The following is a 17,589-nucleotide window of genomic DNA, read 5'->3' as shown; positions in this document are numbered from 1 at the left end:
CTTGTGGAGCACATGACAAAGAGGGATTACTACGAGACTCTCGGAATCTCCAGGTCTGCCTCCAAAGACGAGATAAAATCTGCCTATCGAAAGCTCGCCAAGAAGTTTCATCCGGATGCAAATCGGGACAATCCTAAGGCTTCCGAGGAGAAATTCAAGGAGATTTCTGAGGCCTATGAGATCCTCATGGACCCGGAAAAACGATCCAGGTATGACCAGTTTGGCCATCAGGGCGTGAGTGATGCCTTCAGTAGGGGAGGATTCACCTGGCAAGACTTCACCAGAGGATCCGACATAGCAGACATCTTTGGCGACCTAGGTGACCTCTTCGGCGGATCATCGATCTTTGATATGTTCCTTGGTGGTGGAGCAACGCGGCGGACGCGTCGCGCAGCAGCAAGAGGGTCGGACATAAGAGTCCACGTGAAGCTCAAACTCGAAGAGATAGCAACAGGAACACGCAAAAAAATAAGGTTGAAACGGTATGAGACTTGTGCTAAATGTGGGGCGACTGGAGCGAAAAAGGGTTCGACCCCCATCACCTGTCCGTCCTGCAGGGGAACAGGGGAATTGAAGCAAGTGTCCAGTTCTATCTTCGGACGGGTCGTCAACGTTACACAGTGTCGCCAGTGCGGCGGAGAGGGGAGAATAATCACTGACCCTTGTCCGAAGTGTGGTGGCGATGGTAGAGTGAAGAAGGAGAAAACCATATCCATCTCGATACCTGCTGGTGTCTCAACGGGCAATTACATTCCATTGCCAGGAGAGGGAAATGCTGGAAGGAACGGTACTCCTTCTGGTGATCTGATTGTAGTAGTTGAGGAGAAGGAACACCCAATTTTTGAACGGGACAGAGAACACATAGCCTGTCGCGTTTTTGCGCCTTTCAGTACAATGGCGCTCGGGGGGAAGGTGGAAGTTCCCACTCTGGACGGCAGTGTCAAGCTGAAGGTACCTCCGGGCACGCAGTCGGGAAAGGTCTTCAGGCTCAGAGGTAAAGGATTGCCGCGCCTCAGCAACTATGGTAGGGGAGATGAACTCGTTCAGGTCATTGTGTGGACACCTCGGAAACTTTCTGCTCAGGAGAAAAGCCTCCTCGGGCAACTTGAAGATGTGAGAACAGACGATCCTCCTCCACCTGGTAAGTACTCGACCCGGGAGTAGAGTCGTGCCATACTTCTACTGCGAACCAAAAAACGTGAAAAGGAGCACGCTCCTTCTTATTGACGATGAAGCTCACCACGCCGCGCATGTTCTGAGGCACAGGATAGGAGACAGAATAGTCGCCGTGGATGGAAGAGGAATGGTGTACGAGGCAAAAATCGGTCGAATCTCCGACTCGCTGGTCGAAGCAAGAATTGTGAAGAAGAGGAGGCGGCCACACGAACCAATCTCTTCCATTGCGGTTGCCCAGGGGGTCCTGAAAGGTTCGAGAATGGATTACGCAGTGGAAAAGCTGACTGAACTAGGGGTGAAGAGGATCATCCCATTCGTCTCAGCAAGGTCGACCGTTCTACCCGACGACGAGGGAGGGAAAGTAAAGAGGTGGCGTCGAATCTCCGTAGCTGCCATGAAACAGTCAGAGCGATCCATACTCCCGGCGATTTCAGGGGTCGTCAGCTTTGACGACCTGCTCACTCTGTCTAAGGAGTATGATCTTTTTGTACTAGGATGGGAAGAAGAGAAGAAGAACAGGATGATCGATGTTGACACTAAGAGAACAAACTCAGTTCTGATTGGAGTCGGCCCAGAGGGGGGTTTGCAGGAGAGTGAGGTTGAGGCTGCAAGGTCTGCCGGAGCAATTACTCTGACTCTTGGTGAAAGGAAACTCCGATCAGAAACTGCTTCCGTCGTGCTTACCACTCTTGTTCTTCAAAGGTTAGGTGACATCTGATGGAAGGATGCATTTTCTGTAAGATCGCAGCAGGACAAATACGATCAAAGATACTACAGGAAGACGAGGATGTACTGGTTTTCGAGGACGTAAACCCGCAGGCACCGGTTCACATTTTGATAATACCCAAGGAGCATATTGCCACAGTCGTGGACATCCCGGAATCGAAGATAGGTCTTCTTGGAAAAATGGTGCAGGCCGGAGTATCCGTTGCAAGGAAGAAAGGGCTTCAATCGAAAGGCTACAGATTTGTACTGAACTATGGAAAAGATGGTGGCCAGTTGGTTCAACACATCCATCTTCACTTGATGGGTGGAAGACCGATGGAGTGGCCGCCTGGATGAACAATACTTGAAGGATGGGGGGGTGAATTCTAGGTTATGGCCGAAGTTAGAGTGAAGGACAGCGAGTCCTTTGAGTCAGCTCTCAAGAGGTTCAAGAGGGCCTGCGAAAAGGCCGGGATCCTCAGCGAGATACGCAAGCACCAGCATTTCGAGAAACCGAGTGAGAAGAAGAAGAAAAAGGTGCTTGCTGCCAGAAGGAGGAGCAAGCGGTAGTCTAGCGCTATCTGGTCTGGGGTGGAATCTGAATGAACTGGATTGACCTGCTGGGTCTTTTGGTTCTATCCATCTTCTTTCTTATGGGGTTGGTGAAGGGTTTCATACGAGAAGTCCTGATCCTCGCCGGAATAGTAGTGAGTTTCTTCATTTCCCTCCATTTGATGGGATTTGCGGCGTCCTGGGTGGAGAAGTGGGTGGCCATACCAGCGGCGCTTTCGCTTCTGATTGGGTTCGTCGCAGTCTTTCTTGGACTCGTTGTGGTGTTTCATATTGTTGGGTACGTTCTCCATAAGATTGTTCGAGCGTCTCCTCTTTCCATATTCGATCGTCTGGGCGGCGGGCTGCTAGGCCTTCTAAAGGCCGGTCTCATCATATTTGTCATCCTCTTGCTCCTATCTGTTGTTCCTTTCCGAGGTGGGGCGGCAAGCCAGATGAAGGGTTCATTCATGTACGGGGCTGTTGAGAAAACAGCACCAGTTTTCAGGAAATATCTGCGGGCAGCTGCACCTGCCCTGCTCAGGATCCTGGACCGTACAAGAGGCAAAATCAGGTCCGGGCTGCCCGAATTTCGCGCTGTTGGCGAATCAACACAGGCTGATCCGGCCCTGGCTATTTCTGAGATTGTATCAGGGATCTTCTCCACCAGGCGAATCTAAGATGGATACCCACACTTTTCAGGTGCTGGAGTTCGAAAAGATAAGATCGATTCTTGCATCAAAGGCAACCTCTCCCCTCGGGACTACTGCAGCACAGGAACTGGCTCCTTCATTTGACCTCCAGGAGATTGAGGATGAAATGGATAGAGTCACTGAGCTTGGCGAGGCGCTGGACTCGGGTGGTTTCTCTTTTGGTACCATAAGAGACATAAGGGATGCTCTCAAGAGATGCTCTCTGGAGGGAGCAGTTCTATCCCCTGATGACATTTTCGGTGTGGCCGGGACTCTGAAGGCTGGAAGAACGGCAAAGGTCTACTTCGAAAAGAATAAGGAGGACTATCCACTTCTCTCCTCTTTGGCCTCCGACTTTTTGTCCTACCAGGAGTTTGAGGATGCTGCTTTCAAATCCGTATCCGAGGAGGGACTGGTCCTCGATTCGGCAAGTCCAGAGCTTGCTTCGATCAGAAGGAGAAGAGAAGAAACGAAGGAGGTCATAAGGGAGAAACTGAACTCCCTGATACGGTCAAAACAGGATATTGTCCAGGAAAGCCTGGTGACCATGAGGCAGGGAAGGTATGTGATTCCCATAAAGAGTGAAGCGAAGGCAAGGCTGAAATGCGTTGTCCATGATACATCTGCAAGCGGAGCGACCCTTTTTGTGGAGCCTCTTTCTGTTCTTGAGCGGAACAACGAACTACAGAGCAGCAGGAGGAGAGAAGAGGAAGAGATAAAGAAAGTCCTCGGCAGGCTCAGTACGATGTTGAGAAAGAGGCTTGAAGAGGCAAGAAGATCCGTTGATGTCCTGAAGCATTTTGACCTTTTGCTTGCAAAGGTCAGGTTTTCCTCAGAGTTCCACTGCACAAGGCCAGACATAAATGATTCCGGGAAGATAGATGTGAGAGGAGGGATGCATCCTGTTCTTGTTGAGAAGAAGGGGTTTGAGGGAGTTGTCCCTTTGGATTTGAGACTTGGACCTGAGTACAAGACACTTCTTATATCCGGTCCAAACTCGGGAGGAAAGACGGTTGCCCTGAAGACAGTGGGAGTTCTTGTCCTCCTCTGTCAATGCGGAATGCATGTTCCTGCCAGCCCAGGGAGCAATCTTCCCATATTCAGAAAGGTATTTGCAGATATCGGAGACGAACAATCCATTGAAAGCGACCTGTCCACATTTTCATCGCATGTAAGGAACATTGTCAAGGTCATGGAGGAAGCGGATTCCACAACTCTGGTCCTCCTTGATGAACTTGGAGTAGGCACAGATCCACGCTCAGGCACAGGTATTGGCATGGCAGTCCTCTCAGAGCTTACCAGAAGGGATGTCCGAACCATTGCCACAAGTCACTATGGAGATCTCAAAATTTTTGTACAAGCAGCAGGAGGGATGAGCAATGCCAGTGTTGAATTCAATCCAGAAACACTCCAGCCAACCTACAGATTGAGAATGGGGATTCCCGGCTCGAGTAACACTTTTGAGATAGCCGAAAGACTTGGCATGGATCCCAAGCTTCTGGAGAGCTCCAGGAGGTACGCTGTTGAGGGGAGTTCGTGGGCAGAAGACATTATTGCCTCCCTGGAAAAGTCGCTTGCTGAATCGGACAGACTTGCTGAGGAAGCAATGCTGGAGAGCAAGCGTCTCGACGGACTCATTTCTGAATTCGACAAGAGGATTGAGAGCATTCGCAAGCAAGAGAAAACCGCCAAGAAAAGGAGAAAAGAACAGGCAAGACGCGAGCTTGAGAATGCAAGAGCTCTGGTTGAGAATCTGGTCAGAGAAATAAAAGAATCCCAGGCCCGCTCCGACGTGGTCAGGAAGGGAAAGAAGCTTCTGGAGAGCGAACTCAGGAAGTACGAGGAATCTGAACAGAGTCAGAAGGTGGGAGGAGAACCACCCGAGCCGGGAGACCTCGTCTTTGTGGAGCCCTTTAAGACCGCTGGCAGAGTCGTTTCTATTTCAAAGAACTCAGCACGGATTGACGTGGGCAAGGTGAGGTGCGAAGTCCCAATCTGGTCTGTGAGGAAGCTTGAGGTTGCAGCCGAGGACCTGGCTTCTACGACCAGACTGCCCGAACCCTCGGGACAATTCGAGCTCAACCTGAGGGGAATGACCAAGGAGGAAGCACTGGAAGCCCTTGATAGACATATAGATAGAGCCGTGATGTCAGGGCTCACAAGAGTGAGCATCGTCCACGGGAAGGGGAAGGGGATTCTAAAGAGAGCAATTGAGGAGGCCCTGAGGGCCGATACGAGGGTTGAATCATTCAGGGAGGGCGTACCAGAAGAGGGTGGATGGGGTGTAACTATCGTAAAACTAAATACTTAGTCCTTCAATTCACGAATTCGATGACGAATTCATTCACTCAGGACAAGTGCTGAGTGAGCAATCTGGGGCAGTGTCTCTTGAATGGAACGTCACTGTACCTGCGAATCAAGGCACTTAGGAAGGCCTAGCTTAAGTTCTTGAAGAAAAATGCGTCCGTGGACTTGCGAAGTCCATCATTTTAGCTATATTTAAGATGATTTCTAAGGAGATATTATCGCTCCGATGGCGGCCCGGCTGAGCCAAGAAGACATAGATGGAACAAGAGAAGCAACTGATATCGTAGAGCTTCTGTCCGAGTATATTTCCCTCAAGAAGGCGGGCAAGAACTATACGGCTCTTTGCCCTTTTCACTCGGAGAAGAAGCCTTCTTTTTATGTTTCTCCTGAAAGACAGGTATACCACTGTTTCGGCTGCGGGGCCGGTGGCAATGTATACACCTTCCTGATCGAGATGGAGAAACTGAGTTTTCCGGAAGCAGTCAGACTGCTGGCCAAGAAATCCGGGATAAGGCTCAAGGAACCCGACAAGACTAGCGGGCCCAGGGAAGCCATTTACAAAGCGAACGAGTGGGCTGATGACTTCTTCTTTGAGACTCTTGCGGGAAAGGAGTCAGGGAAGAGGGGTAGAGACTATGTAAAGAAGAGGCAGTTTGGTAAGACGCTCATTGAAAAGTTTCACCTTGGTTACTCCCCATCTTCCTGGGATGGCCTCAAAAGTGCTGCGAAGTCCAAGTCTGAAGATGTTTTGGTGAAAGCCGGGCTCCTTGTTAAGTCGGAAAGTGGAAGAACCTACGATCGATTCAGGGACAGGCTGATGTTCCCTATTCGGAACCTCTCAGGCAGGGTTGTGGGATTTGGAGGTAGGTCTGTCGGCGATTCAACCCCCAAGTACATGAACTCTCCTGACACGGCGGTTTACAGAAAGGGGAACATCCTCTATGGACTTTGGGAGGCCAAGCAGGAGATCAGAAAGAGTGGCCGGGCCATCATGGTTGAAGGTTACACTGATCTCTTGTCACTGCGGTCCGTGGGAATTGAAGAGGTCGTCGCATCTCTCGGAACCGCGTTGACAGACGGACAGGCGAAACTTCTAGCAAGATACACAGAAGCTGTTGTCATTCTCTTTGACGCAGACACTGCTGGAGATGAAGCTGCTGTGAGAAGCCTTGACATACTCCTGGAGCACGGGCTGGATGTTTCTGTCGTTTCTCTGCCTGGAGGTTATGACCCGGATTCCTTCGCGCGCGAAAAAGGTGGAGAGGTGCTTCTAGATCTCATCAAATCGCCCTTGACCTTTTTCGACTTCAAACTCGGCCTTCTGAAAAAGAAATATGATATGTCAAAGGTGAGAGCAAAAGCCGACGCCATAAAGGAGATAGCCTCGAGCTTGGTCAAGATACCAGACATCGTGAAAAGGGACCTCTGGGTGAGGGAGCTCTCCGAAAGACTCTCTGTGTCGGAAGACGCACTCATCCGGTCAATGCCTGGATCATCATTTAAGGAAGATTTGCCAGAGGCGTCAGTCTTGCCGGCGGGGCCACAAGAACTGGAACTGCGTCTTCTGGGGCTCATGCTTGCAGATAGTGCAGCCCTGAGCCTGGCCAGTGAGTCGCTCACCATTGATGACTTTTTGGGAACGGCTTCCAGAGAGGTTTTCAGTAAGATTTATGAGTTGAAGGATGATGGGAGGGAGGTGAAAGCCGCAGACCTGTTGAGTCCGGTAACGGACCGAGATGCGCTGAAAGCGATCTCAGGCTCGATGATGGTCGCTGGGCCTGGGTTTGATGTGATCAAAGAATGTGAAGGTCTGATCTCAAAGATTAGAAAGAGCCGGATAGAAAGGAGTATGAAACATAAGCTGAAAGAGATGAGAGATAGGGAAGACAGGGGAGAGGACGTAAGCCGCCTGCAAAAGGAATATCAGAGCCTTATTGAGTTGAGGCGGAAGGAGTCTGTAGTTAAATAGATGGCAAGGAGGAAACGCTTTATGCGGCGCGAACCCTACTTGAATGCTCTTGCTGAGCTTGCAAGCTCAAAAGGTTCAATTACGTACAAGGACATAAACGAGCACATACCTCGTGAGGTCGTAACTTCTGAGGAACTTGATAAGATTATCTCCAAGCTCCAGGGGATGGGATTGGTGGTCGTGGACTCGAACGCGATTGCAACTCAACTTCCGGGGAAGTTCAGACCAAAGATGAAGTTTGATGACCCTGTTAGGATGTACCTCAGGGAGATGGGGAAGGTGCCCCTTCTCACCAGGAAGAAAGAGGTAGAAATCGCAAAGAGAATAGAGGAGGGCCATCAAAAGGTGACTGAAACCGTTTTCTCAGCGGCGTGGAGTGTTGAGAAACTCCTCCAATTTGAGGATCTGCTGAAGAACGGAAAACTCCATATCGAAGAGTTGATTCAGGCTGATGTTAGTGACTGGTCTCCAAGATATACCGGCTGGCGAGAGAAGCAGAAGGTTCTAAGGACTATAAAATCCGTTGGCCGGGATTTGAGTGAGGTGAGAAAACTCCGAACCAGACTTGAGAAGCTAAAGACCGAGTCAAAACGGGAAGAAAGCCTGGCGCGAATAGAAAAGAAACAGGAGAAGATTCTTTTCAGGGTTATGAATCTCAAGGTTCAAAACAGAGAGCGGGACAAGTTCGTGGTGGAGCTGAAAGCTGCATGCGCGCGGATCAGGGGCGAGGAGCGCGAAATTTCAAGGACAGTAAGGAGAGTGGCCGCTACCCCTGAAGAGGTTGTAAGGCTAAGTCGGAGTAGAAGCAAGGCAAATGCCCGGCAGATCAGGAAGCTGGGACTAAAGAAGGCCCAACTGAAAGAAATGGCCAAGGTGATACTGGACCATCAATCCGAAATCAAGAAGGATGAACATGAGTTTCGCATGGACAGTGCCTCGTTGAAATCCCTGGTTGGTCAAATAGAAAGGTGGGAAAGGGTTGTGGGAGGCGCGAAACAGGAGATGATAGAGGCCAACGTGAGACTTGTCATCAGTATCGCGAAGCGATATACGAACAGGGGCCTGGAGTTCATGGACTTGATTCAGGAAGGTAACGGTGGGTTGATGAAGGCTGTGGACAAGTTTGATTACAGAAAAGGCTACAAGTTCAGCACCTACGCGACCTGGTGGATCAGGCAAGCGATAACGAGAGCCATAGCAGATCAGGCTAGAACCATAAGGGTTCCAGTCCACATGATTGAAGTTATGCATAAGGTTGTCCGGGCTTCCAAGGTCCTTGTCCAGGAATACGGAAGAGAGCCTTCACCAGAAGAGATCGCGGAGAGGCTTTCGCTTCCCACCGAAAAGGTGAAATCAGTATACAAGGTGGCCCAGGAGACAATTTCCCTGGATCGACCCATTGGCGAAGATGAAGAGACGCACCTTGGAGATTTTCTGGAGGACGTGAAGGAAACCTCGCCCGCACATTCAGCAGCACTGGCGATGCTCCAGGACAGGCTGAGAAATGTGATTGGAAGCCTCTCCAAAAGGGAACAGAAAGTCCTTCAACTCAGATTCGGTCTTGATAATGAATGTCCGAGAACCCTCGAAGAGGTTGGGCTAATCTTCAATGTTACCAGGGAAAGGGTGAGGCAGATAGAAGCCAAGGCTCTGAGGAAGCTGAGGCACCCCACCCGAGCGAAAAAGCTGAAAGGTTTTCTTAAAATGCCGGAATAGATAGACAAAGTACAAAAGGGCCGCTGTCGCCAGCGGCCCTCAGTTGTTGATCGTCCTCCCCCTCAGCTTCCTACACGAAACAAATCTCCCAGCGCATAACCCACCCAAAGCAAGAAAACAAATGTCATTGCGATGAGCCCGCAAGGGCGAAGAAGCAATCTGGTTCAAGCGAATCCTTCGCTTTTTCGGTTCTATTTTCGTATTTCTGGAGTAGCGCCGCTTGCGGCGCGCCCCAGGGGCGAGGGGTGATTACTGATGGGTAGGAGGTGGTGGCTAACCTTTGCCAGATTGAACTCGCACCGGCGAAGCCCGACGAAGCTGGGAAGAGCGAAGGCGGGCGAAGCAATCTCCGGCAAGCTCTTCCAATTTCGCAATTTCGCAGGTGCAGGGAGACGATGACGGGAATTTCGTAATCTCAGTGGGGGGTTGACGGGCGAAGGGTTTCCTGCTACACTGAGTTGAGTTTTGGCAAAGAAACTGGAAGGCGCCCATGCACCCAAACCACAAGAAGAATGTCAAACACGGGCTCCAGGGTTTGATCTTGGAAGCGACGAGAACATCCTCTTTGTGGAAACGAGCGACGGGTGAAGGATTGTCAATACTCAACTCTCAAGGCTTGACTGCAAATCCTGCCACGGCAAATGGCAACAGGAGTGGCAGGACCGAGGCCATCATGAAGAGTCTTGTTGGACCTATATTACTCGCAGTGCTGGTACTTTGTGCTTGTACCTCGTGTCATAGTCCAACGGGAAGCGATTACATATTGGTTAAAGTACCTCTGCGTGGTTTGATCATCCCCGGCAGAATCGATGCAGGGGAAAACGCTGTGGTCAAATACATCTGGCATGGCGGGGGCTGTCTACGATCCATAGCATATGTGGAAGTAAACCGTTCTGATCATCATATCATCATAACTCCCTTTGGCAAATATCTTACGGGCGGCGCGTGCCCCGATGACGTTTGGACAAGAATAGACGCTGTCTCCCTAGGAGTTCTTGCTGCCGGAACTTACACTGTCATTGTGGTAGGAGATACCACGTCCTATCGCGATTCACTTACAGTTCCAACTGCAGCTTCCGACAGTCTATTCCGATTCAATGTTACCACTGTAGATCCTGAGACAGCAGCCCCCGTGGGAGGTATTGAGTTTTATGTGCGCCTATTTCCACCAGCTGATACAACTCTCGAAGCCAGCACCGATTCCTCTGGCGTCTCAGTTTTGACCTACCCCTCTGTGGGTGTGGACAGTTTGCAGTACGAACTTGGCTTTTCCTCGCCTCCTGGCTACCTGGGATTCACCCAAGCACGAGTAGGGCAACCAGAGATTATCACACTCGGCGTAAGGTGATCATAGGAAAACCATGGGGACAGGCATGGACTTTTGACCTGTGATGAGCGTGCATAGATCTCTCCAACGCCTGGCCTGGCAAAACGGAAATGTCAGGGTTTGACTCCAATTACGCTAAACACCGACATGACGACATGTGCACAATTGTCAACATGTCGTCATGTTCCTGAGAGTATCGGGGCAGTCTTCGATTTTCGATGTTGTCATGTCGCATAGCGTATGGGGGTTGACGGGCGAAGGGTTTCCTGCTACACTCAGCCGAGCTTTGGCAAAGAAACTGGAGGGCGCCCATGCACCCGCAAAAACAAATACTGGAGGGCGGAATGAAAGCCTCAGGCATTCACGCTTCGTCAGTGATACTGATTGCCATCGTTTGGATACTGCTGGCAGGCGTTCCGGCTCACGGCATGATCACCTTTGAGAAGACATATGGAGGGACTTCCTGGGATTGGGGAACCTCCGTCCAGCAGACCCCCGACGGGGGATATGTTGTGGCTGGATTCACAGAGTCCTTCGGAGCAGGCCTGTGGGACTTTTATCTTGTCAAGACAGATTCAATGGGGACCGTTACATGGGACACAACCTATGGTGGGAATCTCGATGATGCAAGCTACTCTGTTCAGCAGACTCTGGATGGAGGATTCATTATCGCAGGATTCACAGAATCTTTTGGAGCAGGATATCGCGACTTCTATCTGGTGAAAACTGATTCTCTAGGAAACCTCCTGTGGGATGCCACATATGGTGACAGCTCTTCATATGAAATTGGTTCTTCAGTCCAGCAGACTTCTGATGGGGGCTATATAGTCGTTGGTAGAACCATGGGACCAAGCAGCACTAACGTCTATCTTGTTAAGGCGGACTCTCTAGGGAACCTTACGTGGGATGCGACCTACGGCGATAGTCTGTATCAAGGCGGCTACTCAGTTGTGCAAACTCAAGATGGTGGCTACATTATTGCAGGCTCGACTTACCTCTTCTTCGGTTCAGACAGCAGCGATGTGTATCTCATCAAGACGGACTCCCTGGGAGACACACTCTGGACAAAAACCTTTGGTGGGAATTTGTCGGATCGTGGCTCCTCGATCCAGCAGACACAGGATGGCGGGTATATCATTGCAGGAGCAACAGAATCCTTTGGCGCAGGCTCGACAGATGTTTACCTGATTAAGACGGATTCCGCGGGAACCGTCCTCTGGGACACAACCTACGGTGGGAGTTATGCCGATGTGGGGAGGTCTGTGTATCAGACACTTGACGGTGGGTATATCATCACAGGCGTTACCGGGGATTGGCCTACATGGGATGTTTACCTTATCAGGACCGACTCTGGGGGGATCCTCCTCTGGGAAAGAACCTACCCCGGTGGCAGTTTCCCCGATGGTGGTTCCTCAGTTCAGGAAACCTCCGACGGAGGGTATATCATCGCAGGATTCACGTTGTCTTTTGGTGCGGGTTCGTATGACATATATTTGATCAAGACAGACAGTCTTGGGCAAGTACTGGGAATCCAGGAACGAGATCCAGAATTGAAAATCGAAAAACGAAAACCGCTCCAGAATAAGCCGAATCCATTTCATGGTTCCACCTTGATCTCTTACTCCCTGCCAGCCTCCGCTTACGTTACCCTACAGGTGTTTGACATCACCGGACGACTGGTGGAGACCCTCGTGAATGAGACACAGGAGCGTGGTGCACATAAGGTTCAATGGAACTCAAAGGACAACCCCAGCGGCATCTATTTCTGTAGGCTACAGGTAGGTGTCTTCACGGACACCAGGAAGATGCTACTGCTCCGTTGATCAGCGTGATAATTCAATTCTCAAGCTTTGACCCCAACACACCACCTGAGACAAAACATGCTCGTTCACACATATGTTCACATTCTCACATACTCATATGCTCATTTGAGCACATGAGCACATGAACATTTGAACACATGCTCATTTGAGCACATGAGCAGATATGCATATGTGAGGTGGGGGACTGTTTCCGAATTTCGAAGTATCGGGGACAGGCACTAGGTTAAGTAGCCACATGACGACATGTGCACACCCTTCGCCTTCGCTCAGGATCCCAACTATTGAATGTCTCTGTTTTGGTTAATTGTCAACATGTCAACATGTTCGACTGAGAAGATATTCGACTTTTTCGGCTTTTTGAGAAGGTAAAATGGACCAATGCGTGCATATGTGCGCATTTGCGCATTTGCGCAAATGTGAACATACGCAAATAGGGGCGTGGGGATTTGGTGATGTACTTGTGGCTAGCCTCTTGACGTATCGGGCCTTGCGTGCTACACTCAGCCGAGTTTTGGCAAAGAAATCGGAGGGCGCCCATGCACCCACAAAAACAAAAACTGGAGGGCGGGATGAGAGGCATATTCATTGTCTGTGTAATTCTTGTTATGTTCCCTTGTCTTCTTCAAGCAAAGACCATCCACTGCTACCCTGACAGCTGGCCAAATATACCGCAGGCTTTTACTCTAGCGGATTCAGGGGACACCATTCTCGCAGCCCCTGGCCTCTATTTCGCAGACCACGAGACTCTGCGTGTAAAGTGGCCGGAAAACGTCCCAGCCATTGTGCTCAGGAGCGAGTTCGGTCCTGACTCCACCATTATTAATGGCCTAAGTCAGCCCGGAGACCCCATTATTAGCTTCTCTCGCTCTGATTCACTGGCTGTGGTTGAGGGGTTCACAATACGCCATGGCTACGCACCCGGTGCACAGGGGGCAGCGATCGGGGGAGGTTCAGCCACAATTCGCGGAAATGTGATCGAAAACAATCGTTCAACCACCGGAGGTGCGATTTCAGGTTATGGAATTATCGAATGGAATTTGATTGTTTACAACACTGCCGATTTGCGAGGAGGCGGTATCTATGGCGGTGGCGACAGGTGTATCTGTCGCAATAACACCATTGCGTACAATACAGCGCCAGATGGAGGGGGGGCGTGCCTTACCAGCGCTAATACTGTGTTGACCTACAATAACATCTTTGGTAACACCATGTTCGGAGTCCAGAACCTGGCTGGCGGTCCAGGCTTCGTCGATGCAGAGTGGAATTGGTGGGGAGATGCCAGTGGTCCCTACAACCCTTGGACAAATCCTGGCGGAAAAGGCGATATTGTAAGCAACTATGTGGATTACGATCCCTGGCTTACTGTGCCCGGTATAGCGGAGATGGAGGTGCAGCCTAAGACCAGCCCTGAACGGACAATTTCGCTATATATCTATCCGAACCCCTGCTACGGTAACACCAAAATTCACTACTCCTTGCCAATTTCAGGCTATGTCAATATTAGCGTCTACGATGTTTCCGGCAGGCTGGTGACTACCCTCAGGGACGGACACATAGCCTCGGGCATTTACAGCGAGATGTGGAACGCTGGTAATCTCCCATCAGGCTCATATGTTTGTCGCGTCGCGGTCGAGGGTTCTGTGGAAACAGAGAAGGTAATCGTACTGAGTCGGTAGAAGGTTTCTTCCGTTGCTAGGTTGTACAGAAGGGCAAACGCTCGAATGCGTAAACGGGAATAGAACTGTCATAGTGTCAAGCACCGGGGAAAGGTTGAGCCAAGGTTTCGAATTGAGAGACGCGAGAGAGAGCTTTCTCGTGTCTTCTGGAGGTAGATTGCTATGACAGAAGTTAGCCAAGGTACTTTATCAGCTGATAGGCCGAAAGAGCATCCGGACGACGACAACCTGGGTTACGCTCCGTTCGCGAAGCATCTTGCAGAGTCAATTTGCAGAATGGCACCCACTGAGGGTCTTGTTATGGCCGTCTACGGGCCGTGGGGTTCAGGTAAATCAACGCTGCTGAACTTCGTGGTTCACTATCTGCAGCAGATGTCTGAATCCGAACAGCCAGTCGTCGTGAGATTTAACCCTTGGTGGTTTTCCGGCCATGAGGATCTCACAAGGCGCTTCTTTGTGCAACTGCAGGCTGTGCTCCGGAGCCGAGGGGACATATGGGATGGAATCAGAGTCGGAATTGCCGACTTCGCTGAGCTGGTTTCTGTGATTCCGACCCCGTACACAGCTGGGGCCAAATTGTTTGCCCGAAGAGTACGCCCCAAGGAGAGAGATGTCCCCGAAGTGAAGTCTAGGATCTCCGGCTTGCTCAGGAATCAGAAGAACCGAATACTAGTCGTGATGGACGACATAGACAGACTTGCCGCAGAAGAAATAAGGAGTCTCTTTCGTGTAATCAAGTCAGTTGCCGATTTTCCTAATGTTATCTATCTTCTCGTATTTGACCGGAAGGTTGTTGTAGAGGCCCTACAGCCCATTCAGGGGATGTCTGGCGAGGCCTATCTAGAGAAAATTGTCCAAGTACCATTTGAACTCCCTCTTCCCGAAAAGTTCTCGCTCGTAGAACTCTTGTTCGAGAGACTTGATGCCGTGTCCGCTGGCACTGATGAAGAGTTGTTTGATCGTACACGCTTCGCCAATGTCTACAAAAAAGGAATTGACCATTTCATAAACACCCCAAGGGACGTTGTCCGTCTGTCCAATGCTTTAACTGTTTCGTACGCACCTGTCAGAGGAGAAGTAAATCCCGTTGACTTTGTTGCTGTGGAGGCTCTGCGCGTTTTCTGTCCTTTCGTATACGACATCATCCGGAGGAATCCTGAAGCATTTGTTGGACCGAGCTCCGACGGGATTAGTGGGGGGTCTTTGGATGATGAGCTCAAGCCCTTCCACGAATCGTGGCTAAAGAAGATCGCTGAAACTGACCAAGAGTCTATCAAGCAGCTCATAATGGAGGTGTTTCCGAAGCTGGAGGCAGTCTGGTCGAACATGCACTATGGATCTGATTGGGAGTCCACATGGCGCAAAGAACTCCGCGTGTGCAGCGCAGATGTCTTCTCGGTCTATTTCCGCCTTAGTGTGCCGGAGACTGGCATCTCTAACCTCGAGATGGAGATTTTGTTGGCACATACAGGAGATGCGGAAGCGTTGGGGAATACTCTGGTGGACCTTGCAGGGCACAAATACCCTGGTGGGAGAACGAAGGCTAGGGCATTTTTGAATCGACTAGAAGACTACACAGCAGAGGCAATCCCGCCTGACCATATTCCCGAGATCGCAAAGGCCTTATTCGAAGTGGGGGACAATCTGGTGGCTGCTGAAGGGGAACGGAGTAGTATGTTCGATCTCGGGGTCGGGATTAACATAGGACGTGTTCTGAGACAACTGCTACGGAGACTGGATGAGCCAGCTAGATTCAAGATACTGAGGGAGGGGATGTCAAATGGTGGCGCCATTTCCACAATTGTCGATGAGGTTGCGACCTTGGGCCAAGAACACGGAAAATACGGCGTGAAGGAGCCGTATCAGGAGGAAAAAAGGTTCGTTACTGAGGCACATCTCAAAGAACTTGAAAATGTGGCTGTCGAAAAGATACGACAGGCTGCCTCCGGGGAGACACTTTTGCAGGCGCCAGCATTGCCACGAGTTCTGTCAATGTGGAAAAACTGGGATGCCATAGATGAAGTCAAATCCTGGGTCAATGGAGTCATCAAGGATGATTCAGGCCTTGTCATACTCCTGGAGCGTTTTCTACAGAAAAGCTTCCGGCAGTCCGTCTCAGACGTGGCTGGTACAGAGCATTATCGGCTTGACCCGAAGTGGTTTGAACATCTGTTTGATCCTGATGAGATTATTGATAGGGTAAGACGTCTAAGGGATAGCGCGAAACTGACAGAAAGGCAGAGAAGCGCAGCAGCGCAGTTCGTAGAAGAATACAAAATGCGCCAGCGCGGAGAAGACCCAGATTCCCCGATGGCATGGCGAAAGTGAAAGGACTGTAGACATCACCTTTGTCCCCCGACAGACTCGGGACTCAACGCCCAAGGTCCCATTAGTACCCACTGAATCGAGGTACCCCTCGGTATGCTCGGCGCTCAAGCACAGTCCCTTGGTAAAAATAGCGACATGACGACATGTGCACAATTGTCAACATGTTCGGCTGAGGAGATATTCGACTTTTGCCTTTTTCGGCTTCTCGAAAAGGCGGAATCGACCAATGCGTGCATATGTGCGCATTTGCGCAATTGCGCAAATGTGAACATGCGCATGTGAGAGCGTGGGTTGGTTGAGACATGGTGGGGATTTGGTGATGTACTTGTGGACAGCCCCTTGACGTATCGGGTGTTCTCTGCTACACTCGGCTGGGTTTTGGCAAAGAAACTGGAGGGCGCCCATGCACCCAAACAATTTGCCAAAGGACTATTCGAGGATGAACCGATATATCGCTTTTGCACTTGGCTTTGCAGTCTGTTCGTTTTCTAGTGCTGCTTTTGCTGGTGCACCTTTCGAGCTCTACCATGTGCCGTATGATAGCATCTCAGGAAACGTTCTGAAGGATGCTGTGGGTATTCTGACGATTACGTCACGTGAGCCAGGAAAAGCTCAGATGAAGGCCTACAACAAAGCGCTCGGCAAGTTCACGCGCGCAAATCCCATTCATGTGCTTGCCGGGACGGTACCAGTCAGCAATTTCGGATACCACCCTGAATTCATCGAAGTGCACGTGGCGAGCTACAGGTTTCCCATTGTGGGTAGGTCCGGTGATTACTTGCGGATAGTGTACAAGCAGATCGAGAATTCTAGAACATGGGTCAAGTTGGAAGAACTGGAACGGGATTTCTTCACGTACGTTGCCATGCTGGACTCCATAGGGACGCCTAGTTGGTTTGTTAGTGACGTCTTCTTCGGCTCAAAAGACGGAACACGAAAGATCTATGCCCAGCCCAAGGAAGACGCAGAGGCAACCGTCATTAAGAAGGATGACTACAAATACAAGACGTTCAGGATCATTGAACAGAAGGGTGACTTCGTGAAGATAAGACAGGGTTGGCAGGAGGACTCCCTAGGTGACGACAGCAAGATGCCTCCGTTGGGCTGGATAAAGATTCACGACGAAGAAGGAAGACTGACGATCTGGCAAAAGGACCAGGATAACCTCTGACCGAATCCAGCCATCGGTAGGACTGTCTCCATACAGTTACTTGCCTGGTAGTTGGCATACAACTAGGTGCGGTCAGAAATGTCAAAATGCTGAAAATCCTTCGAGTACTCGGAGGGTCAAGTCGTAGATCCATCGTGAAATCCCGCCTGC

At 50.5% G+C, this 17,589-nt stretch carries 13 protein-coding genes; all 13 read left to right on the top strand.

Annotated elements, in window-relative coordinates:
* Nucleotides 1–12: 12 nt before the first annotated feature.
* The 13 genes from dnaJ (at nt 13) to E3J62_07095 (ending at nt 17,439) form a co-directional block, all read left to right on the top strand.
* Nucleotides 13–1,164, top strand: coding sequence for a molecular chaperone DnaJ (gene dnaJ, locus E3J62_07155; protein TET45530.1), 1,152 nt, complete (start codon nt 13–15; stop codon nt 1,162–1,164).
* The gene (locus E3J62_07150) at nt 1,127–1,894 is read left to right on the top strand and encodes a 16S rRNA (uracil(1498)-N(3))-methyltransferase (protein ID TET45529.1); all 768 of its coding nucleotides are present in this window, start codon (nt 1,127–1,129) and stop codon (nt 1,892–1,894) included. Before dnaJ ends, E3J62_07150 begins: the two co-directional genes overlap by 38 nt.
* Nucleotides 1,894–2,238, top strand: coding sequence for a histidine triad nucleotide-binding protein (locus E3J62_07145; GenBank protein ID TET45528.1), 345 nt, complete (start codon nt 1,894–1,896; stop codon nt 2,236–2,238). Before E3J62_07150 ends, E3J62_07145 begins: the two co-directional genes overlap by 1 nt.
* A 36-nt stretch (nt 2,239–2,274) precedes the next feature.
* Entirely contained in the window at nt 2,275–2,451 is a 177-nt protein-coding gene (locus E3J62_07140) for a 30S ribosomal protein S21 (GenBank protein TET45527.1), read from the top strand.
* Nucleotides 2,452–2,483: 32 nt separating this feature from the next.
* Entirely contained in the window at nt 2,484–3,110 is a 627-nt protein-coding gene (locus tag E3J62_07135) for a CvpA family protein (GenBank protein ID TET45526.1), read from the top strand.
* Between the two features lies 1 nt (nt 3,111).
* On the top strand, nt 3,112–5,433 hold the full coding sequence (locus E3J62_07130; GenBank protein ID TET45525.1) for an endonuclease MutS2: 2,322 nt from the start codon (nt 3,112–3,114) through the stop codon (nt 5,431–5,433).
* A 222-nt stretch (nt 5,434–5,655) separates the two neighbouring features.
* On the top strand, nt 5,656–7,398 hold the full coding sequence (locus E3J62_07125) for a DNA primase (protein TET45524.1): 1,743 nt from the start codon (nt 5,656–5,658) through the stop codon (nt 7,396–7,398).
* Nucleotides 7,399–9,114 (top strand): RNA polymerase sigma factor RpoD, encoded by a 1,716-nt coding sequence (rpoD, locus tag E3J62_07120; GenBank protein TET45523.1) that lies wholly within the window; start codon nt 7,399–7,401, stop codon nt 9,112–9,114. It begins immediately after the preceding gene.
* A gap of 763 nt (nt 9,115–9,877) precedes the next feature.
* Nucleotides 9,878–10,462: a hypothetical protein gene (locus E3J62_07115; GenBank protein ID TET45522.1), complete on the top strand. Its 585-nt coding sequence runs from the start codon at nt 9,878–9,880 to the stop codon at nt 10,460–10,462.
* 290 nt (nt 10,463–10,752) lie between these two features.
* Nucleotides 10,753–12,264 carry a T9SS type A sorting domain-containing protein gene (locus E3J62_07110; protein TET45521.1) on the top strand — a complete coding sequence of 504 codons (1,512 nt, stop codon included), beginning with the start codon at nt 10,753–10,755 and terminating at the stop codon, nt 12,262–12,264.
* Between the two features lie 536 nt (nt 12,265–12,800).
* The gene (locus tag E3J62_07105; GenBank protein TET45520.1) at nt 12,801–13,940 is read left to right on the top strand and encodes a T9SS type A sorting domain-containing protein; all 1,140 of its coding nucleotides are present in this window, start codon (nt 12,801–12,803) and stop codon (nt 13,938–13,940) included.
* Between the two features lie 162 nt (nt 13,941–14,102).
* The gene (locus tag E3J62_07100; GenBank protein ID TET45519.1) at nt 14,103–16,268 is read left to right on the top strand and encodes an NTPase KAP; all 2,166 of its coding nucleotides are present in this window, start codon (nt 14,103–14,105) and stop codon (nt 16,266–16,268) included.
* Nucleotides 16,269–16,671: 403 nt separating this feature from the next.
* The gene (locus tag E3J62_07095) at nt 16,672–17,439 is read left to right on the top strand and encodes a hypothetical protein (protein TET45518.1); all 768 of its coding nucleotides are present in this window, start codon (nt 16,672–16,674) and stop codon (nt 17,437–17,439) included.
* Nucleotides 17,440–17,589: the final 150 nt, after the last annotated feature.

This window comes from candidate division TA06 bacterium, assembly GCA_004376575.1.
GTDB lineage: Bacteria > Hydrothermota > DG-26 > E44-bin18 > E44-bin18 > E44-bin18.
Note: the sequence above shows the minus strand (reverse complement) of the source record. Positions and strands in the feature narration are given on the sequence as shown.

Coding starts and splice junctions, on each gene's coding strand:
- dnaJ (TET45530.1), top strand. CDS start 13: ATGACAAAGAGGGATTACTACGAGACTCTCGGAATCTCCAGGTCTGCC.
- E3J62_07145 (TET45528.1), top strand. CDS start 1,894: ATGGAAGGATGCATTTTCTGTAAGATCGCAGCAGGACAAATACGATCA.
- E3J62_07140 (TET45527.1), top strand. CDS start 2,275: ATGGCCGAAGTTAGAGTGAAGGACAGCGAGTCCTTTGAGTCAGCTCTC.
- E3J62_07135 (TET45526.1), top strand. CDS start 2,484: ATGAACTGGATTGACCTGCTGGGTCTTTTGGTTCTATCCATCTTCTTT.
- E3J62_07130 (TET45525.1), top strand. CDS start 3,112: ATGGATACCCACACTTTTCAGGTGCTGGAGTTCGAAAAGATAAGATCG.
- E3J62_07125 (TET45524.1), top strand. CDS start 5,656: ATGGCGGCCCGGCTGAGCCAAGAAGACATAGATGGAACAAGAGAAGCA.
- rpoD (TET45523.1), top strand. CDS start 7,399: ATGGCAAGGAGGAAACGCTTTATGCGGCGCGAACCCTACTTGAATGCT.
- E3J62_07110 (TET45521.1), top strand. CDS start 10,753: ATGCACCCGCAAAAACAAATACTGGAGGGCGGAATGAAAGCCTCAGGC.
- E3J62_07105 (TET45520.1), top strand. CDS start 12,801: ATGCACCCACAAAAACAAAAACTGGAGGGCGGGATGAGAGGCATATTC.
- E3J62_07100 (TET45519.1), top strand. CDS start 14,103: ATGACAGAAGTTAGCCAAGGTACTTTATCAGCTGATAGGCCGAAAGAG.
- E3J62_07095 (TET45518.1), top strand. CDS start 16,672: ATGCACCCAAACAATTTGCCAAAGGACTATTCGAGGATGAACCGATAT.